The sequence below is a fragment of the Paraburkholderia sp. BL21I4N1 genome (genome assembly GCF_002973525.1).
Taxonomy (GTDB): Bacteria; Pseudomonadota; Gammaproteobacteria; order Burkholderiales; family Burkholderiaceae; genus Paraburkholderia.
In genome coordinates this window covers 162,596-180,444 of the sequence record NZ_PVEN01000016.1, presented here as the reverse complement: position 1 = coordinate 180,444, position 17,849 = coordinate 162,596, and the positions used below count along the sequence as shown (strand labels likewise).

Here is a 17,849-nt window from a genome sequence, read left to right as displayed (position 1 = left end):
CGTGTAATCACGCTGCGTTCGCTTCGAACCCGTTTCCAATTTGACTCTCCTTCTTCCCGCAGGATCAGGTGTCAACTTATTTCAGGACGGGTCACGCGCAATAAAAAAGGCGGCCCGCCATCGGTGTGATGGCGGGCCGCCTTTTTTCATTCAGCGCGGCGTCGACTTGCTCAGTGCTGCTCGAAACGCTCGTAACGCTTTTCGGTCGCGCGTTCTTCGCCGGTCACCTCGGTGACGCGCGCCGCCGGCGGCCCGTGCCGCAGCCACGACAGCATCCGGTCGACCTGATTGGCCGAGCCCTGCAACATGGCCTCGACCGAGCCGTCGTCGAGATTCGCCACCCATCCTTTGATACCGAGCGCGTGAGCCTGCCGCACGGTCGCGTGGCGAAAGCCGACGCCTTGCACGGTGCCGCGCACGCGCACGTAATACGTTTCGATCCGCTGATCCAGATCCGGGGCCATGCCGTGTTCTCCCATGCAACTCAACTTTCAAGCCGGCATTCTAGCCGCGTCGCGGCGCGCTTGCTCGGCAATGTGCGTGCTCCGATCGCCGGCCCGGCGCAGCCAGCGCGACACTCGGCGCGCGCGGCACGTACAATCCGTCGACTGTCATGCAGGGAATGGAAACAGAATGAGCGAACAGAATCGCGATCTCGTGCTCGTGACCGGCGCTTCCGGCTTCGTCGGCTCGTCGGTGGCACGCATCGCGCAACAGAAGGGTTTCAAGGTGCGTGTGCTGGTGCGCGCCACCAGTCCGCGTCAAAACGTCGAGGCATTGGACGCGGAAATCGTCGTCGGCGATATGCGCGACGAAGCGTCCATGCGTAAGGCCCTGCGCGGCGTGCGCTATCTGCTGCACGTGGCGGCGGATTACCGGCTGTGGGCACCGGACCCGAGCGAAATCGAGCGCTCGAATCTCGAAGGCACCGAGGCGACCATGCGCGCGGCGCTGAAGGAAGGCGTCGAACGCATCGTCTACACGAGCAGCGTGGCGACGCTGAAGGTGACCAGCTCGGGCCAGTCCGCCGACGAAACCTCGCCGCTCAAAGCCGATCAGGCGATCGGCGTGTACAAGCGCAGCAAGGTGCTGGCCGAGCGCGCGGTGGAACGCATGATCGCCGAAGACGGCCTGCCGGCGGTGATCGTCAATCCGTCCACGCCGATCGGTCCGCGCGACGTCAAGCCGACGCCGACCGGTCGCATCATCGTCGAAGCGGCGCTCGGCAAGATTCCCGCGTTTGTCGACACGGGTCTGAACCTCGTGCATGTGGACGACGTGGCTGCCGGCCATTTTCTGGCGCTGGAACGCGGCAAGATCGGCGAGCGCTACATTCTCGGCGGCGAAAACCTGCCGTTGCAGCAGATGCTCGCGGATATCGCGGCGCTGACCGGCCGCAAGGCGCCGACGCTGAGCCTGCCGCGCTGGCCGCTGATTCCGCTCGCGATGGGCGCCGAAGCGGTCGCGAAGTTCACGAAGCGTGAACCGTTCGTCACCGTCGACGGTCTGAAGATGTCGAAGAACAAGATGTACTTCACGTCGGCGAAAGCGGAGTGCGAGCTCGGTTATCGCGCGCGGCCCTACCGCGAAGGCTTGAGCGATGCGCTCGACTGGTTCCGGCAAGCGGGCTATCTGAAGCCGGGCTCGAAGCGCTGAAGCCGGCTTGACCCAAAGCGGCCCGCGGCCGGCAAACCGGCGCGGCGGCCAGCATTTTGTTACAACGTCACTGTGTTAGCGACAGGTAAAAGCCTACGCGCAGCAGGTAAAATCGTAGGTCTTACCAGAGAAACCTCGCATGAATCTTCACGAACAGCTCGGCGCGCTGGAAATGGGCGTCGATCAGCTCATTCAGGCTGTCGTGGCCCCGCCGGCCGACACTACTCCCGAGACACCCGCAGAGACCGCCGCGCCGCAAGCGTCGGCGGATCACGTCGCGCCCGAATCGCACGCTGACGACGTCGCAGGTGAAACCGCCGTGATCGACCAAGCGTCGGCGGCGGTGGCCGAAGAACCGGCCGAACCGGTTCAACCCACGCTCGAAATCAATCGCCCCGGCCAGAATGAGATCACGATGACGATCGGCGGGCAGACTGTCGCCTTGCGTCCGGACCAGATCGGCAAACTGATCGAGGAATTGTCGAACGCGCGCGCGTCGATGACGCCGGAGCCGCCGCCGGGCATCCCACCGGGCTGGCGCTTCGTATCGACCAAGAACCCGGTCATGGCGGTGCAGAAGCAGTCGAACGGCGACCGTTTGCTGGTCATGCGCCATACGGGGCACGGCTGGGTGCCGTTCACGTTCTCACCCGACATGGTGATTCAGCTCTACATGATGCTCACGCAGAGCAAATAAAAAATGGCGCCTTCATAGGCGCCATTTTTCGCTCACCCGGCTTAGCCCGGGCAGACACGGATCAGCGTTCCCGCACCGGCGCCTGAACGCGCGCCTTCCACTGACCGCCCTTGCCGCGCCAGTAACGCACCGCCGACGCAAACGTCGCGCCGACGTAGAACAACGCGATCAAAGGCAGAAACGGCGCCCACAAGGGTGAACGCCGGTAATAGCTGAGCATCGGCGCATACGCGCAGCACATGGCCGCCCACGCGAGCCACGCGGGCCAGCCCATCGGTCCCAGCACCAACGCCGCGACCGGCGGCATCAGATAGATGATCGTCATGCCCAGCAACGTGCCCGCGAGCAGCACCGGCGAATAATGCAGCTGCGTGAAAGCGGTACGCGCGATCATGTTCCAGATGTCACGCCAGCTGTCGTAAGGACGCAGCGAGACGCTGCGCGCCGCCACATCCAGCCGGATCGGATGACGCCCGGTGCCGCGATGCTTAATGCGCGCGGCCAGGCTGCAATCGTCGATCAGTTCGGCGCGGATTGACTCGATACCGCCTGCTTCCTCGAGCGCGCTGCGGCGCACCAGCATGCAACCGCCAGCGGCCGCCGCCGTGCGATTGCGCGGGTTGTTGACCCACGCGAACGGGTACAGCTTGGCGAAGAAGAAAACGAACGCCGGAATCAGCGCCTTTTCCCAGAACGAATCGCAGCGCAGACGCACCATCAGCGAGACCAGATCGCGCTGTTCCGCGTCGGCCCGCACGACGAGTTGCGCAAGCGCATCCGCGGGATGGCCGATGTCCGCGTCGGTCAGCAGCAGAAAGTCAGCCGGCAAGCCGAGCGTGCGGACCGCCTCGATACCTTGCGACTGCGCCCACACCTTGCCGGACCAACCCGGCGGCAGCGGCTTCGCGCTTAGCACCGTCAAACGGTCGGGGCATTGCAACTGCAATGCAGCGGCGCGCGCGGCGTCGGCGGTGCCGTCGGTGCTGTGATCATCGACCACGATCACGTGGAAGTCGCCGGGATAGTCCTGCTGGAGCAGACTCGTGACGGCCTCGGCGATCACCTCGACCTCGTTGCGCGCCGGCACCACGGCGGCCACCGCCGGCCAGGTTTCTCGTGGCGCGAGCGCCAGCGGCGCGGCAGGCCGCGCGCGCCAGAAACCGCCGCGAGCGAACAGCAGCACGCACCAGATCAACAGGGAGAGACACGAAAGAAGAAACAGAACCACCGCCATTAAGCATTACCCTCGATTGAACGCGCCGCCACACCGACGCGCCGCGATAGCCACATCACCACGGTGCGCGCCGCGACGACGCACCAGTCAAACGCATTGAGTTCCAATCGCTCGCGAAACACGTCGTAGCCCGCGCGCTCGATTCGCTCGAGAAAACGCAGGCCGCCGTGCACGGCGCCGCACAACTCGAACCCGAGCCGCCCCGGAATCCGCAACGCGAGCGGCGCGCCGCGCACCAGCGTGGTCCGCACAAACGACACCTCGTGCGCCATCAGCGCGCGCCAGGCGTCGTCGGCGAGGCCGTTGGCGATCTGCGCCTCGCTCACGCCAAAGCGTTTCAGATCCGCGAGCGGTAGATACAGCCGATCCTGTTTCCAGTCAGCGGCGACGTCGAGCCAGAAACTGATAAGTTGCGACGCGGTGCAGATCGCGTCGGCGTCGGCGAGATTCTCCGGCGTGGCCGCGCCCACCAGATGCAGCATCAGATGCCCAACCGGATTCGCCGAATGGCGGCAATAGTCGAGCAGCGCGGCCCGATCCGCATAACGACGCGCATCGATCTCCTGCGCGCACGCCCGCAACAGATCGTAAAACGGCGCGAGCGGCAGTTTATACTGCGCCACCACGCCCGCGAGCTTGCCGAACAACAGCGGATGTACCGGCGCCGCACGCCGCTCCGCGATCGCGTCGAGACCGGCGCGGAAGTCGGCGAGGCGGGCGTGCCGCTCGGCGGCGCTCCAGTCGCCTTCGTCGGCGATATCGGCTGCTGTGCGGACAACTTGATAGATAATGCCGATGGGCGCGCGCAGCGCCTTGGGCAGCAACACGCTCGCGACAGGAAAATTTTCGGAGTGATCGACTTCCATCCAGCGAGCCTCGAAACCATTCTGTAATGCGGGCGCTCGAGCGCGCCGCAGGACCACGTAGTTTAAGGGTTCCGCCAATCCGGCGCAGCGTGTAATCATTGCCGCATGCTCCTGCAATGGCGCCGAACCCAAGCCGGTAATGCAGCGCCTGCCCAACACCGGGCGGGCCCGCCAAAGCAAAGCCGGGCTGATAGCGTTAGAATGCGCGTTTGGTTTTGCTGTACCGGCGGTCGCCGGGGCTCAAGACGTCAACTAATTAGATGGTCGCGGCGATAAAGTCAAACTTACCGACTTCTTCGAAACCCGCGTCAGTCGGAGTTCGCCAACTTATGCGAGTCATCCTTGCTCAACCCCGCGGCTTTTGTGCGGGTGTTGTACGTGCAATCGAGATTGTCGATCGCGCGTTACAGCAACACGGGGCCCCCGTGTACGTACGTCACGAGATTGTCCACAACCGTCATGTGGTCGACAATCTGCGCCAGAAGGGCGCGCGCTTCGTCGAAGAACTCGATGAAGTGCCGCAAGGCGCCGTTGCGATTTTCAGCGCGCACGGTGTCGCGCAAACCGTGGAACGAGACGCCGAAGCGCGCGGTCTCGACGTGCTCGACGCAACCTGCCCGCTGGTCACCAAAGTGCACGTGCAAGGCCGCCAGTATGTCGGCGCCGGCCGTACGCTGATCCTGATCGGCCACGCCGGGCATCCGGAAGTGGAAGGCACGATCGGTCAGATCCCGGGTAAGGTGATGCTGGTGCAGAGCGAAGCCGAGGTCGCGCATCTGGACCTGCCGCTCGACACGCCGCTCGCTTACGTCACGCAGACCACGCTGTCGGTGGACGACACGCGTGGCATTATCGACGCCTTGCTGCGCCGCTTTACCAACATTGTCGGACCGGACACACGCGACATCTGCTATGCAACGCAAAACCGCCAGGCGGCGGTGCGCGAATTGAGCAAAGAGGTCGAGGTGCTGCTAGTGGTGGGCGCAACCAATAGTTCGAACTCGAACCGGCTGCGCGAGATCGGCAGCGAAAGCGGTGTGGCGAGCTATCTCGTCGCCGACGGTTCGGAAGTGAAGCCGGAGTGGTTTGCGAATGTGCAGACGGTCGGCATCACGGCTGGCGCTTCGGCGCCGGAAGAAATGGTCAGAAACGTAATCGATGCGCTGAGCGCATTGGGGCCCGTCGATGTCACGACGATGTCGGGCCGTGAAGAGAAAGTCGAATTCAAGTTGCCATCGAAACTGATGCAACCACTCGCCGCACGCGAAGTTTAAGGAGGACGTCTTGTCTATTCCGCTGCTACAGAAAGTCCGGGTCGGCGCATACATCATGCGTCAGCACCTTTCGCGCAACAAACGCTACCCGCTCGCGTTGATGCTGGAGCCACTGTTCCGCTGCAATCTTGCCTGCAATGGCTGCGGCAAGATCGACTATCCGGATCCGATCCTGAATCAGCGTCTGTCGCTGGAAGAATGTCTCGGCGCCGTCGACGAATGCGGCGCGCCGGTAGTCTCGATTGCAGGCGGCGAACCGCTGCTGCACAAAGAAATGCCGCAGATCGTGAAGGGCATCATCGCGCGTAAGAAGTTCGTGTACTTGTGCACGAACGCGCTGCTGATGGAAAAGAAAATGGACGACTACGAGCCGAATCCGTACTTCGTCTGGTCGGTTCACCTCGACGGCGACCAACAGGCGCACGATCATTCGGTGTCGCAGGAAGGCGTGTACGACAAGGCCGTCGCCGCGATCAAGGAAGCGAAGCGCCGTGGTTTCCGCGTGAACATCAACTGCACGCTGTTCAACGACGCTGTGCCGGAGCGCGTCGCCGCGTTCTTCGATACGCTCGGCCCGATGGGCGTGGACGGCATCACCGTCTCGCCGGGTTATGCCTATGAACGCGCGCCGGATCAGCAGCACTTCCTGAACCGCGATAAGACCAAGCATCTGTTCCGCGAAATTTTCAAGCGCGGCAACAACGGCAAGAACTGGTCGTTCAGCCAGTCGGCCATGTTCCTGGACTTCCTCGCCGGTAACCAGACGTACGAATGCACGCCGTGGGGCAACCCGGCGCGTACCGTGTTTGGCTGGCAAAAGCCGTGCTACCTGGTGGGCGAAGGCTACGTGAAGACCTTCAAGGAATTGATGGACACCACGAACTGGGACAACTACGGCACGGGCAACTACGAAAAGTGCGCCGACTGTATGGTCCACTGCGGCTTCGAGGCAACGGCGGTGATGGATACGGTCGCGCATCCGCTGAAGGCATTGAAGGTTAGCCTGCGCGGTCCGAAGACCACCGGAGCATTCACCAAAGACATTCCGTTGGACAAGCAGCGTCCGGCTGAATACGTCTTCTCGCGCCACGTCGAGATCAAGCTGGAAGAGATCAAGGTTGCCGGCACGGGCAAGAACGTGCGGGCAGCAACGGCAGCACACTAAGCGGTGCATGGAGCAGCTTTGCGGCGCTCCTAACCGACTGTGATGTCGGAGAAAGATGTAAAAAAAGCGCGGCGCCCTTGGGGCCGCGCTTTTTCTTTGGCCGCGCCCCGCTGAGGGCGCTACGTTTAAACGTAGTCGGCTTAGCCTGCGCTACGCGCGTTATGCGCGGTCAGGAATTTGATCAGGCCATCGATACCACCCTTCGAGATCTGATCCGCAAACTGCGTCTGATAAACCTGGATCAGCCAGGCGCCCATCATGTTGATGTCGTAGACCTTCCAGCCGGACGGGCCCTTGGTCAGACGGTAGTCGATCGCGTCGTCGCCGCCGTTGCTGATTACGTGCGACTGCACGACGATGTCTTTAGCGCCCGCCGATGCGTCGACCGGCAAGAACTTGAACTTCACGTCCTGATCGCGCAATTGCGACAGCGATGCCGCATAAGTGCGAACCAGCAGCAGCGTGAACTGGTCATAGAGCTGTTTCTGCTGCTCGGGCGTGGCGGTCGACCAGGCCTTGCCCACGGCGATCCGCGTGGTGCGCTGGAAATCCGTGGCCGGCAGGAAGCGCGTTTCCACGAGCTGCGTGATTTTGCCCATGTCGCCGCCGCGCGCTTGCGGGTCGGCCTTCATGGCAGCGACGGTGCCTTCGACGGCACCTTTTACCACCGCATCAGGCGCGCTTTGCGCAAAAGCTGCCGTGGAAACCAGGGCCGCAGCCAGAAAAGCAGACAGATAACGTTTCATACGCTCGTCAAAACCTGAAAGAAGTAAGTGCCGACCGCCTTGTCAGCCGCGGCGAAAGCAGGATAGACCAGTATACCGATATTGCGTTCCCACCCCGTTGCGCCGCACCGGGCGCCGTACTTGCTACCGAATACGGCCCGGATCCCTCGGGCTCTGTATACTTGTGCACTTTCGTCAAAAACAACGTCCCGTGATAAGGCCAGTTTCGCCTACATGCTGAAGTCATCTATTGTCCGTCTCGTCGCCTACTCGGTGCGGTATCCGCTACGGATCGTCGCCGTGTCGCTCGCGCTCGCCGTGCTGAGCGGCATCTACGTTGCCCATAACTTCAAGATCAACACGGATATCAGCCGTCTGATCGACACGGACAAGCAATGGTCGTCGCTCGAACACGCGATGGACCAGGCCTTCCCGGATCGCGGCGATACCGTGCTGGTGGTGGTCGAGGCGCGCGCGCCGGAATTCGCCGACGCCGCCGCCGACGCGCTGACCGCCGCGCTGAAAGCCGATCCGAAGGAGTTTGTGCAGGTTTCGCAGCCGGCCGGCGGTCCGTTCTTCGATCACAACGGCCTGCTGTTTCCGTCTACCGACGAAGTCCTGTCCACCACCTCGCAACTCGTTCAGTCGCGCCCGCTGGTCAATGCGTTGGCGCACGATCCGAGCCTGACCGGCCTCGCCGGCACGCTCACCACGAGCCTGTTGCTGCCGCTGCAGCTGGGTCAGGTGAAGCTCGCCGATATGAGCCATTTGCTGTCGACCAGCGCGACCACGCTCGATCGCGTGCTGGCCGGACAGCCGGCCGCGTTCTCGTGGCGTGCGCTGGTCGACAAGGGCGTCGCCACCAATCCGGCGCGCGCGTTCGTCGTCGTGCAGCCGGTCGTGAACTACGACGCGCTGGAGCCGGGCGCGAGCGCGTCGAAATCGATCCGCGCGACCGCCGTGGCGCTGCACCTCGAGGCGCGTTATGGCGCCACGGTCCGCCTGACCGGCGAACAGCCGCTTGCGGACGAAGAGTTCGCCTCCGTCAAGGACGGCGCGGCGCTGAACGGCATCGGCACCTTTATCGTCGTGCTGATCATTCTGTGGCTCGCGCTGCGTTCGGGCCGCATGATCGCCGCCGTGTTCATCACGCTGTTCGTCGGGCTTGCGATCACCGCGGCGCTCGGTCTGATGCTGGTGGGCGCGCTGAACATGATTTCGGTCGCGTTCATGGTGTTGTTCGTCGGGCTGGGGGTCGATTTCGGCGTGCAGTTTGGCGTCAAATATCGCGAGGAGCGCAATCGCGACAACCGTCTTTCCGCCGCGCTCATGCACACGGCGCACAGCATCGGCGTGCCGCTGACGCTCGCGGCCGTGGCGGTTGCATTGAGCTTTTTCTCGTTCCTGCCGACCGCCTATCGCGGCGTCTCGGAGTTGGGTGAGATCGCCGGCGTCGGCATGTTCGTCGCGTATTTCACCAACATGACGCTGCTGCCGGCGCTGTTGAAGCTTTTCAATCCGCCGGGCGAAGCCGCGTCGCCGGGTTTCAAGCAGCTCGCTCCCGTCGACGATTTTCTCGATCATCATCGCAAGCCGGTGCTGATCGGTACGCTGATCGTCGTGATCGGCGCTTCGCCGCTGCTCACGCATCTGCGCTTCGATTTCAACCCGCTGCATCTGAAGGATCCGCATACGGAATCGATGGCAACGCTGCTGTCGCTGAAGGATTCGCCGGAAGCCGCGGTCAACAACGTGCACGTGCTGGCGGCATCGCTCGCCGACGCGGACCAGAAGGCCGCGCATCTACGCACGTTGCCTGAAGTGGGTCGCGTCACGACGCTCGATACGTTCGTTCCCACCGAGCAGCAGCAAAAAATGATGCTGGTCGCCAGCGCCGCGCAGCAACTGCTGCCCGCACTGCAACAGCAACCCGCGCCGGCCGCCACTGACGCGGTGCGCGTGGCCACGCTAAAACGCGCGTCGAACCAGCTCTCGCTCGCCGCCGAAGATCATCCGGGCCCCGGCGCGGCCGAAGCCCAGCATCTGTCCGCAACGCTGCAAAAGCTCGCCGCCGCCGACGCCGCCACGCGCGATCGCGCCGAAACCGCGATGTCGGAGCCGTTGCGCATCGCGCTGAAGCAGTTGGCGGATCTGTTGCAGCCGACTCAAATCACCCGCGAGAATCTGCCGAAGGAAATCTCCAGCAGCTGGGTTTCGAAAGACGGCCGCGCGCTCGTCGACATCGCGCCGAAGATCAAGCCCGGCGCCGATCCGAACGACGACACCGTGCTCGCCAGCTTCGTCCATGCGGTGAAGAAGGCGGAGCCCGACGCGATCGGCGGTCCGATTTCCATCCTGCATTCGGCCGACACGATCATCAGGGCGTTCCTGCAGGCCGCCTGCTGGGCGCTCCTGTCGATCGCGATCCTGCTGTGGATCGCGCTGCGGCGGGTCGGCGACATGCTTCGTACGCTGGTGCCGCTGCTGGTTTCTGCGCTCGTGACGCTGGAGTTGTGCGTGGTGTTCGGCATGCCGCTGAACTTCGCGAATATCATTGCGCTGCCGCTGATGCTCGGCGTCGGCGTAGCATTCAAGATTTACTTCGTGATGGCATGGCGCAACGGCCAGACCGGCCTGTTGCAGTCGAGCCTGACGCACGCCGTGCTGTTCAGCGCGGCGACTACGGCGACAGCGTTCGGCAGTCTTTGGCTGTCGCATCATCCGGGGACGTCGAGCATGGGACGTCTGCTGGCACTGTCGTTGTTCTGTACGCTGATCGGCGCGGTCGTGTTCCAGCCCGTGCTGATGGGCAAGCCGCGTCCACGTCGCTCGAAGCACAAAGGAATCTAAGCATGAAGCTGCGTAACACCGTGTTGGCGCTGGCCGCCACCGGTCTGATCTCTGGCTGCGCGACCGGTCCTGACCGCAAGCCCGGCGACCCGTTCGAGCCGGTGAACCGGGTGGTGTTCAAATTCAACGACGGGCTGGACACGTACGTCGCGCGGCCGATCGCGCAGGGCTATCAGAAAGTGACGCCGCAGCCGTTGCGCACGGCCGTCAGCAATTTCTTCTCGAATCTGGGCGACCTCAGCAACGCGGCGAACGCGCTGCTGCAATTGAAGATCACGGATGCGACCGAAGATCTCGTGCGATTCGCGTTCAACTCGACATTCGGGTTGGGCGGCTTGCTGGATTGGGCAACGCCGGCCGGGCTGCCGAAGCATCATCAGGACTTCGGGTTGACGCTCGGACATTGGGGCGTGCCGTCGGGTCCGTATCTGGTTCTGCCGCTGTTCGGTCCGAGTACGGTGCGGGACAGCATGGGGCTGGTGGTCGATGTGAAGTTCAACCCGTTGAACTACATGGAACCGGCGCTGCGTAATCCGCTGTACATCCTGCAGTTCGTGAGCGTGCGTTCCGACTTGCTGGGCGCGACCGATTTGTTGCAGCAGGCGGCACTGGATAAGTACTCGTTCGTGCGGGATGCCTATACGCAGCAGCGCAAAGCTCGTTTGCGCGGTACGAGCGACAACGCGGCGCCGTTGCCGAACTACGACGATCAGGGTGATTCGGGTACGTCGGCTGCGCCCAAGGGCACGTCGGGCGGGTTGCCGAATTATGCCGATCCGGGCGATGCTGCCGAGGCGCCGAATGCGGCCTCAGGAGCGGCTACTGGTGCGCCTGCGGGTGTGCCGAACTACTCGGACCCGGGCGATTCGCCGGCGAGCGGTGCGGCGGGTGCTATGCCGGCTGCGCCGGCGGCGGCTTCGGGTGCGGTAGCGCCGATGCCGAAACCTGTGCCGGAAGTGGGTAAGCAGCCCGCGGCGGTGCCGAGCACGCAATAGGGAATGAAAGACGATGTAGTTCGCTGTAGTAGATTCTAAAGCGGCTTCCTGAGTTTATAAGGAAGCCGCTTTTTATTGCTTTTTGGAGATTCGAAGCGATCTCCGATACCACATTGACACCCTCTTAGTTTTTCCATTAAATCGCGTCCGGGGTATTATCGGGATACCGCATTCGCATAACGACATTATATTTACGGGTTAAGATAGACGCTTTATTCGACTACTCTGCCGGTCGGCAACGTGAAATCGGATCACTATTCACGTTTTTCCTGGCACCCAGACCTATAATCGCGGAGGCTTTTTTATCCATGGCGGCACGCACGCGGGCAGCGCTGGTTGCATTAATCTGCATGGTCGGATGGAAGATTTACTGCGTGACTTAAAGGCTATTACTTCATCGTCTCCAGATTGTTATATGCCGCTGAACGTCAAATATTAATATGACTCGCAACAGAACTGTCGCCATTATTTTTATCGCTCTCTTACTGGTCATGGTGGGACTGGTGATCGCGTTCAACGTTCTTAATTTGCACGAGGCGTATGGCGGTGGTCCTCCATATTACTCAAGGACGACCAATACGGATAAATGGACCAACCCCCTACCCACACTCGGAGTTATTGACGGAATCGCTATACTGATCATCGCCGCCTATATATACGTTCTAAGAACGACGCGAAGAAAGCGCTAACCGCTAGCGTACCGCGCAGCTAAAGAAAAGCCCCGCATGTAGCGGGGCTCTGCTGAACTGGCAAAACAGGGATCACGGCTTCGACATGCAATACCGCGCAAGCCACACTGCACCATCGGTCGCGCCTACAGCCTTACTTAATGCAGGCTATCCACCTCGGCTCTTGCCGCAGCCATTTCTTCTTCACCGACGGCCGCCCCTTGCGGCAACGCCACCGGTCGCGAACTTTCGCGATATCTCGCGAACGCCTCTTCCGCATAACGGATCTGCGTACGTCCGTGGGGCGCCGGTTCGCCGTTCTCGTCCAGATTGACGAACACCATCTTTTCGACCGTCAAGATGCTCTTGCGCGTGATCTTGTTGCGCACTTCACAGCGCAGCGTCAGCGATGTGCGGCCAAAGTGCGTGGCGGTCATGCCGAGTTCGATGATGTCGCCCTGCCGCGCGGAGCTGACGAAATTGATCTCGGACATGAACTTGGTCACCACCCGTTGGTTGTCCAACTGGCAGATTGCGTAGATGGCTGCTTCTTCGTCGATCCAGCGCAGCAGGCTGCCGCCGAACAGCGTGCCGTTGGGGTTGAGATCTTCGGGCTTGACCCACTTTCTGGTATGGAAATTCATTTGGTACTCCGTGTTCGAGGCACCTAGTGAAGCCTCGCGCCTCGACCTAGGGTTAACACTGACATTGTACCAAATATAAGGGTTTCCCCTAGTTATTCAATATCTACTGAATTCTTAGGGAAATTCAATCGACGGCAGGCCCAGCGGATGAAACCGCCGACTCAGACCGCCGCACCCATCCGCAAAGCCCCTGCCTCGGTCATCGCGCGCCGCGCCTGAACCAACGCACCTCGCGCCGCCCGCGCATCCACCGCCACCTGAATCAGCGCGGCAAGTTGCGAAGGCTGGCGCAGCAATTCCCGCAGAATCGGCCCGAGCGCAGTGCTACCGTCGTCGCGCAAACCCGCGGTCGCGGCGGACGGCAACGTCCGCCAGGCCGGATCGACGATCGCGCGGCATACCGCGAACGGCACACCCTGCGCGGCAGCCGTCGCACCGGCAATATGCGACTCCATATCCACCGCCAATGCGCCGGTCGAGCGATGCAGCACGCTCTTGTCGTCGGCGCTCACCAGCGGGGCGGTCACAGCGGCCACGAGACCGCGTCGTAGACGCGCCTTGAGCGGCCCAGCCGTTAGCGCGGCCTCCAACCTCTCTGCCCATGCCCGATCGGTCTGGAGACGCCCTAACGGCCCTTCCACGGCATCCGCGACGATGATCGAGCCCGGTTCCAGATCCGGCGCCAACCCACCCGCCGTGCCGAAACTCATAATGCCGGCGCAACCGCGCGCCACCGCCGCGCTCAGCGCGCGCTGCAGCAGATCGGCGCGCGCCGCGTAGACCACTTCCACGCCCTCGCCGCGCGCGATGCGCGCCTCGAACGCCATGCCCGTCACCACGATCACCGGCAAACTGGCGCGGCCGGCCGCGCCGGACGGCGTTGTCGAAAGCGGCATTCGTTACATCCCGACCGCGACGCGCGTGAGCCCGTTGCGTTTCAGATGGCGGAAGCGCGCCAGCGCCCACAGCGGGAAGAACTTGCGATAGCCGTGGTAACGCAGATAAAACACGCGCGGGAAGCCGGTCGCGCTGAAGCGCGTTTCGTCCCACAAGCCGTGCTCGCGCTGTTCGCGCTGCAGATACGCGACGCCGCGCGCCACGGCTTCGTGATTGACCTCGCCGACGGCCATCAGGCCCATCAGCGCCCACGCGGTTTGCGAAGCCGTGCTCGGCGCACGTTCGTAACCGCGATAGTCGAGCTTATAGCTCTCGCCGCCCTCGCCCCAGCCGCCGTCCTCGTTCTGGATCGACAGAAGCCACTGCGCGGCGCGTTTCATGCGCGGGTCGTCGTGCGGGAAGCCGGCTGCGTTCAGCGAACACAATGCGGTCCACGTGCCGTAGATGTAATTCAGGCCCCAACGGCCGTACCAGCTACCGTCCGATTCCTGTTCCTTCAGCATGTACGCGAACGCGCGCTGCGCCGGTTCGCTGTCCTTCGGCAATTCGCCGAGTTGCGCGAGCATCGACAGACAGCGGCCCGACACGTCCGCGGTCGGCGGATCGAGCAAGGCACCGTGATCGGAGAACGGGATGTTGTTCAGGTAGTACTGGGTGTTTTCCGGCTCGAACGCGCCCCAACCGCCGTCGCTGCTCTGCATGCCGACCACCCATTCGCGCGCGCGCGCAATGGCTTCGCGATCCACGTCGGATTGCGTAAGCGCCGCCGAGCGATGCATCGCCATCGCGACCACCGCCGTATCGTCGACGTCCGGATAGTGCGCGTTGTTGTACTGGAACGCCCACCCGCCAGGACGCACGTTCGGCCGACGCGAGATCCAGTCGCCGCGCACGTCGAGAATCTGCAGCGGACGCAGCCACGCGAGCCCGCGTTCGGCGGCCTGTTCGGCATACACCTCGCCGGTTTCGAGCAGCGCGTGCGCAACCAGCGAGGTGTCCCACACCGGCGACAGACACGGTTGGCAATATGCTTCGTCATCCTTGATGACAAGCAGCTTCTCGATCGACTGACGTGCAATCGCGCGATTCGGATGATCCGCCGGATAGCCGAGCACGTCGTACATCATCACCGAATTGGCCATGGCCGGGAAAATCGCGCCGAGGCCGTCTTCGCCGTTCAGCCGTTCGTCGACGAACGCCACCGCCGCGCGCACCGCGCGTTCGCGCGTCGCCTTCGGGAACAGTCCGTCGACCGCGCGCAGCAGCACGTCCACACCGCTGAAAAAACGGAACCAGCCGAGGTGCTGATGCGGCGCGCGATCGCGCGGACCGACGTTGACCGGCGCTCCACGGAACAGCTCGTCGATCCGCACACGACGCGGATTGCGCGCCACCGGCCGCTTCGCGTTGAGCACCAGCAGCGGCACGATCACGGTCCGCGCCCAGTACGACACCTTCGAAAGATGAAACGGGAACCACTCGGGCAGCAGCGTGATTTCGACCGGCATCATCGGCACCGCGCGCCACGAGACCACGCCGAACAGCGCGAGCAGAATCCGCGTGAAGACGTTCACCGTTTCCGCGCCGCCATGGGCCAGAATCGCCTCACGGGCGCGGACCATGTGCTCGGCGTCGACCGGATCGCCGATCATCTTCAGCGCGAAGTAGGCCTTCACGCTGGCACTGATGTCGAGCGCGCCGTCGGTGAACAGCGGCCAGCCGCCCTCCGCCATCTGGATGCGGCGCAGATAGCGGCCGATCTTCTGCTCCAGTTCCAGGTTCGGCGTTTCGCCAAGATAGTGGACTAGCAGCACATATTCGGCGGGAATCGTCGCGTCGGCTTCAAGTTCGTAGACCCAGTGGCCGTCCGGTTTCTGCGCGGCGAGGATCGCATCGGTCGCGCGCGTGATCGCGGCGTCGAGCGATGCGTCGGACACTGGCGCGGCCGTCGTCGCCGTCACCGGCACGTCGGGCGTTGCAGGCGCGGCGGAGGCGGCATCGGCGATTTCGGGCAGGACGGCGTCCAGCGGCTGAGCTTGAGATAAGTCGTTCATCGGCGTTCCATCGGTTCATTCAGCAACGTATCCGCGGCCTTCTGGCCGGAACGGATCGCGCCTTCAATCGTCGCGGGCAGGCCGGTGGCCGTCCAGTCGCCCGCGAGCATCAAGTTGTTCCAGCGAGTGCGCGTGCCGGGGCGCAGGGTTTCCTGATCCGGCAGCGCGGCAAAGGTCGCGCGTGGGTTCATCACGACCTGCCAGGCCGGCATCGGCGTGGCGGGCAGACCGGCCGCCTGGGCGACTTCGGTCCAGACGGTCGCGGCAAGTGCTTCGTGCGGCATGTCGAGCAGGCCTTCAGCATTGCCGACGGTCACGGCGAGGCGTCCGTCGGACGCGAACAGCCATTCGGCAGTCCCGTTGAGCAGACCGGTGAGCGGCGGCAAGCCGAACGGCGGCTCGACGGCGAAATGAACGCTCGCCGCCGCCGCGAAGCGCGTCGGCGCGCGCATGCCGGGCACCAGCGTCTGCGCGATCTCGGGCGGCACAGCGAGAATCACCGCGTGATTGGCGTCGACGGCAATCTGTTCCTGCGCGAAGGTCAACGTCTGCACGCGGGGTTTGTCCGCGGCGAACCCGATTTCCTTCAGACTCGACTCGAGTCGGATCACCGTGCCGCCATGTTGCAGCAGCCGCAACGCCGGGTCGACGAAAGCGCTGCCGAGGCCATTGCGCGGCATTAGCGGACGCCACGCGAGGCCGCCGGCCAGCACAGTCTCCCGCACCATGGCAGCCGTCAATTCCGCCGATGCCTCACGCGGCTCGACTTGCAGCAGCGCATGAAACAGCGGCCGCAGCAAACGGTCCCACAGCGGGCCATTGGCGCGCATGGTCTGCGCGACGCTGCGCCCGGGCTTGGCGAACAGCAACGGCACGAGCGACAGATAATCGCCCGGCCCGGTGTTCGGCACGCGCGTGTTCGGGTCGAAGATCCACCAGGGCAAATGGCCCGGTGACATACGCACGGTCCAGCGTGCCAGCGTGGCCAGATCGACGAACGGATAGTCGGGCTGCGCCGGGCCGGCCAGTTCGTCGGCGGCGCCGATCGCTCGCGTGTAGTTCAGCGTCGCGGCGTGACCCGACAGCACGATGTGATTGCCGATGTCGAGTGTCGCGCCCAGCTTGGCGTCGTAATACGAACGGCAACGTCCGCCTGCGTGGCCCGCCGCGTCGTGCAGCACGACTTGCGCGCCGCGCCGCTGCAGTTGCACCGCGGCGGCCAGGCCGGCAAGGCCCGCGCCGACCACGTGGACGAGCTTCGGCATCAACTCAGAAGAGCGCGTAACGCGCGACGATCCACAGCATGCGCAGCTTCGGCTTGCTGACCTTCGTGCGCGGAATGTCGAAGCCGCGGTCGAGCGTACGGTCGAGCAGCAGGCGGTAAACGCCCGACATGATGCGCGGCGCCTTCACGTGAACCCGCGATTCGCGGTCCATGATCGCGTCGGACGCGGCGAAGTGTTCCTTGGCGCGCTCGGCCAGCGTGGCGCAGACGCGCGGCAGCGACGGATCGTCGGCGATCTGCGTCGGGCTCGTTACCGCGATGCCTTCGCGCGCGAGCAATTCGTGCGGCAGGTAGCAGCGGTTGATGCCGGCATCTTCGTCGATATCGCGCAGGATGTTGGTCAATTGCAGCGCGCGGCCCAGATGGTGCGCGAGCAAACGGCCGGGTTCGTCCTGCATCCCGAATATCCTCACCGATAGCCGGCCCGCCGCACTGGCGACGCGGTCGCAGTAGAGGTCGAGCGTGGCTTCGTCGGGTGCGCAGATGTCGGCGGCGGCGTCCATGGCCATGCCGTCGATCATTGCGTGAAAATCTTCGCGTTGCAGATGAAACGTATGAATGTGCCGCGTCAACGCGCGCAACGAAGCGCGCGGCGCGCCGGCATAGCACGCGTCGATATCCGCTCGCCAGCGCTCGAGCGCGGCGGCGCGTTCAACGCGCGGCATGTCGCTGTCGGCGATATCGTCGACAGCGCGGCAAAAGGCGTAGACCTGATACATCGCATCGCGCTGCGCAGCCGGCAGGATGCGCATGGCGAGATAAAACGAGCTGCCGGACGTAGCGGCAGCGGCGTCGATTTCTGGTTCGTCCACGACAAGATTGGAAACAGCCAAGACGAT

At 63.5% G+C, this 17,849-nt stretch carries 15 protein-coding genes; 6 read left to right on the top strand and 9 right to left on the bottom strand.

The features are described 5' to 3' along the window. Positions 1-170 precede the first annotated feature (170 nt). Entirely contained in the window at positions 171-464 is a 294-nt protein-coding gene (locus B0G83_RS30350) for an acylphosphatase (RefSeq protein ID WP_063500556.1), read from the bottom strand. 169 nt (positions 465-633) lie between these two features. Between B0G83_RS30350 and hpnA the strand changes: the two genes are divergently transcribed. Both hpnA and B0G83_RS30340 read left to right on the top strand, forming a co-directional pair. Beyond that, positions 634-1,656: a hopanoid-associated sugar epimerase gene (gene hpnA / locus B0G83_RS30345; RefSeq protein WP_105511068.1), complete on the top strand. Its 1,023-nt coding sequence runs from the start codon at positions 634-636 to the stop codon at positions 1,654-1,656. A gap of 139 nt (positions 1,657-1,795) precedes the next feature. Further along, on the top strand, positions 1,796-2,353 hold the full coding sequence (locus B0G83_RS30340; protein WP_105511067.1) for a hypothetical protein: 558 nt from the start codon (positions 1,796-1,798) through the stop codon (positions 2,351-2,353). A gap of 61 nt (positions 2,354-2,414) precedes the next feature. Here B0G83_RS30340 and B0G83_RS30335 read toward each other — a convergent pair whose 3' ends face one another. Together B0G83_RS30335 and hpnC are read right to left on the bottom strand one after the other, a co-directional pair. Beyond that, on the bottom strand, positions 2,415-3,587 hold the full coding sequence (locus B0G83_RS30335; protein WP_105511066.1) for a glycosyltransferase: 1,173 nt from the start codon (positions 3,585-3,587) through the stop codon (positions 2,415-2,417). Then, a complete protein-coding gene (gene hpnC, locus B0G83_RS30330; protein ID WP_105511065.1) occupies positions 3,587-4,453 on the bottom strand; it encodes a squalene synthase HpnC in 867 nt (288 codons plus the stop codon). Before hpnC ends, B0G83_RS30335 begins: the two co-directional genes overlap by 1 nt. A gap of 329 nt (positions 4,454-4,782) precedes the next feature. Between hpnC and ispH the strand changes: the two genes are divergently transcribed. Both ispH and hpnH read left to right on the top strand, forming a co-directional pair. Next, entirely contained in the window at positions 4,783-5,727 is a 945-nt protein-coding gene (gene ispH / locus B0G83_RS30325; RefSeq protein WP_105511064.1) for a 4-hydroxy-3-methylbut-2-enyl diphosphate reductase, read from the top strand. A gap of 10 nt (positions 5,728-5,737) precedes the next feature. Beyond that, positions 5,738-6,892 (top strand): adenosyl-hopene transferase HpnH, encoded by a 1,155-nt coding sequence (gene hpnH, locus B0G83_RS30320; RefSeq protein WP_105511063.1) that lies wholly within the window; start codon positions 5,738-5,740, stop codon positions 6,890-6,892. 140 nt (positions 6,893-7,032) lie between these two features. Here the strand turns inward: hpnH and B0G83_RS30315 are convergent, their stop codons facing one another. Then, a complete protein-coding gene (locus B0G83_RS30315) occupies positions 7,033-7,638 on the bottom strand; it encodes a phospholipid-binding protein MlaC (RefSeq protein ID WP_105511062.1) in 606 nt (201 codons plus the stop codon). A 213-nt stretch (positions 7,639-7,851) separates the two neighbouring features. Between B0G83_RS30315 and B0G83_RS30310 the strand changes: the two genes are divergently transcribed. Both B0G83_RS30310 and B0G83_RS30305 read left to right on the top strand, forming a co-directional pair. Further along, positions 7,852-10,467 carry an MMPL family transporter gene (locus B0G83_RS30310; RefSeq protein ID WP_105511061.1) on the top strand — a complete coding sequence of 872 codons (2,616 nt, stop codon included), beginning with the start codon at positions 7,852-7,854 and terminating at the stop codon, positions 10,465-10,467. A gap of 2 nt (positions 10,468-10,469) precedes the next feature. Continuing rightward, positions 10,470-11,462, top strand: coding sequence for a VacJ family lipoprotein (locus B0G83_RS30305; RefSeq protein ID WP_105511060.1), 993 nt, complete (start codon positions 10,470-10,472; stop codon positions 11,460-11,462). 826 nt (positions 11,463-12,288) lie between these two features. Here B0G83_RS30305 and B0G83_RS30290 read toward each other — a convergent pair. From B0G83_RS30290 to hpnD, 5 genes are all read right to left on the bottom strand, one after another. Continuing rightward, positions 12,289-12,774 (bottom strand): acyl-CoA thioesterase, encoded by a 486-nt coding sequence (locus B0G83_RS30290; RefSeq protein WP_105511058.1) that lies wholly within the window; start codon positions 12,772-12,774, stop codon positions 12,289-12,291. A 161-nt stretch (positions 12,775-12,935) separates the two neighbouring features. Then, positions 12,936-13,670: a phosphorylase gene (locus B0G83_RS30285; protein WP_105511057.1), complete on the bottom strand. Its 735-nt coding sequence runs from the start codon at positions 13,668-13,670 to the stop codon at positions 12,936-12,938. A 3-nt stretch (positions 13,671-13,673) separates the two neighbouring features. Beyond that, entirely contained in the window at positions 13,674-15,725 is a 2,052-nt protein-coding gene (gene shc, locus B0G83_RS30280) for a squalene--hopene cyclase (protein ID WP_105511056.1), read from the bottom strand. Then, a complete protein-coding gene (gene hpnE / locus B0G83_RS30275) occupies positions 15,722-16,990 on the bottom strand; it encodes a hydroxysqualene dehydroxylase HpnE (RefSeq protein WP_105511075.1) in 1,269 nt (422 codons plus the stop codon). The genes shc and hpnE overlap by 4 nt, the downstream gene beginning before the upstream one ends. Positions 16,991-16,994: 4 nt before the next feature. Next, entirely contained in the window at positions 16,995-17,843 is an 849-nt protein-coding gene (hpnD, locus tag B0G83_RS30270; RefSeq protein ID WP_035560566.1) for a presqualene diphosphate synthase HpnD, read from the bottom strand. Positions 17,844-17,849 lie beyond the last annotated feature (6 nt).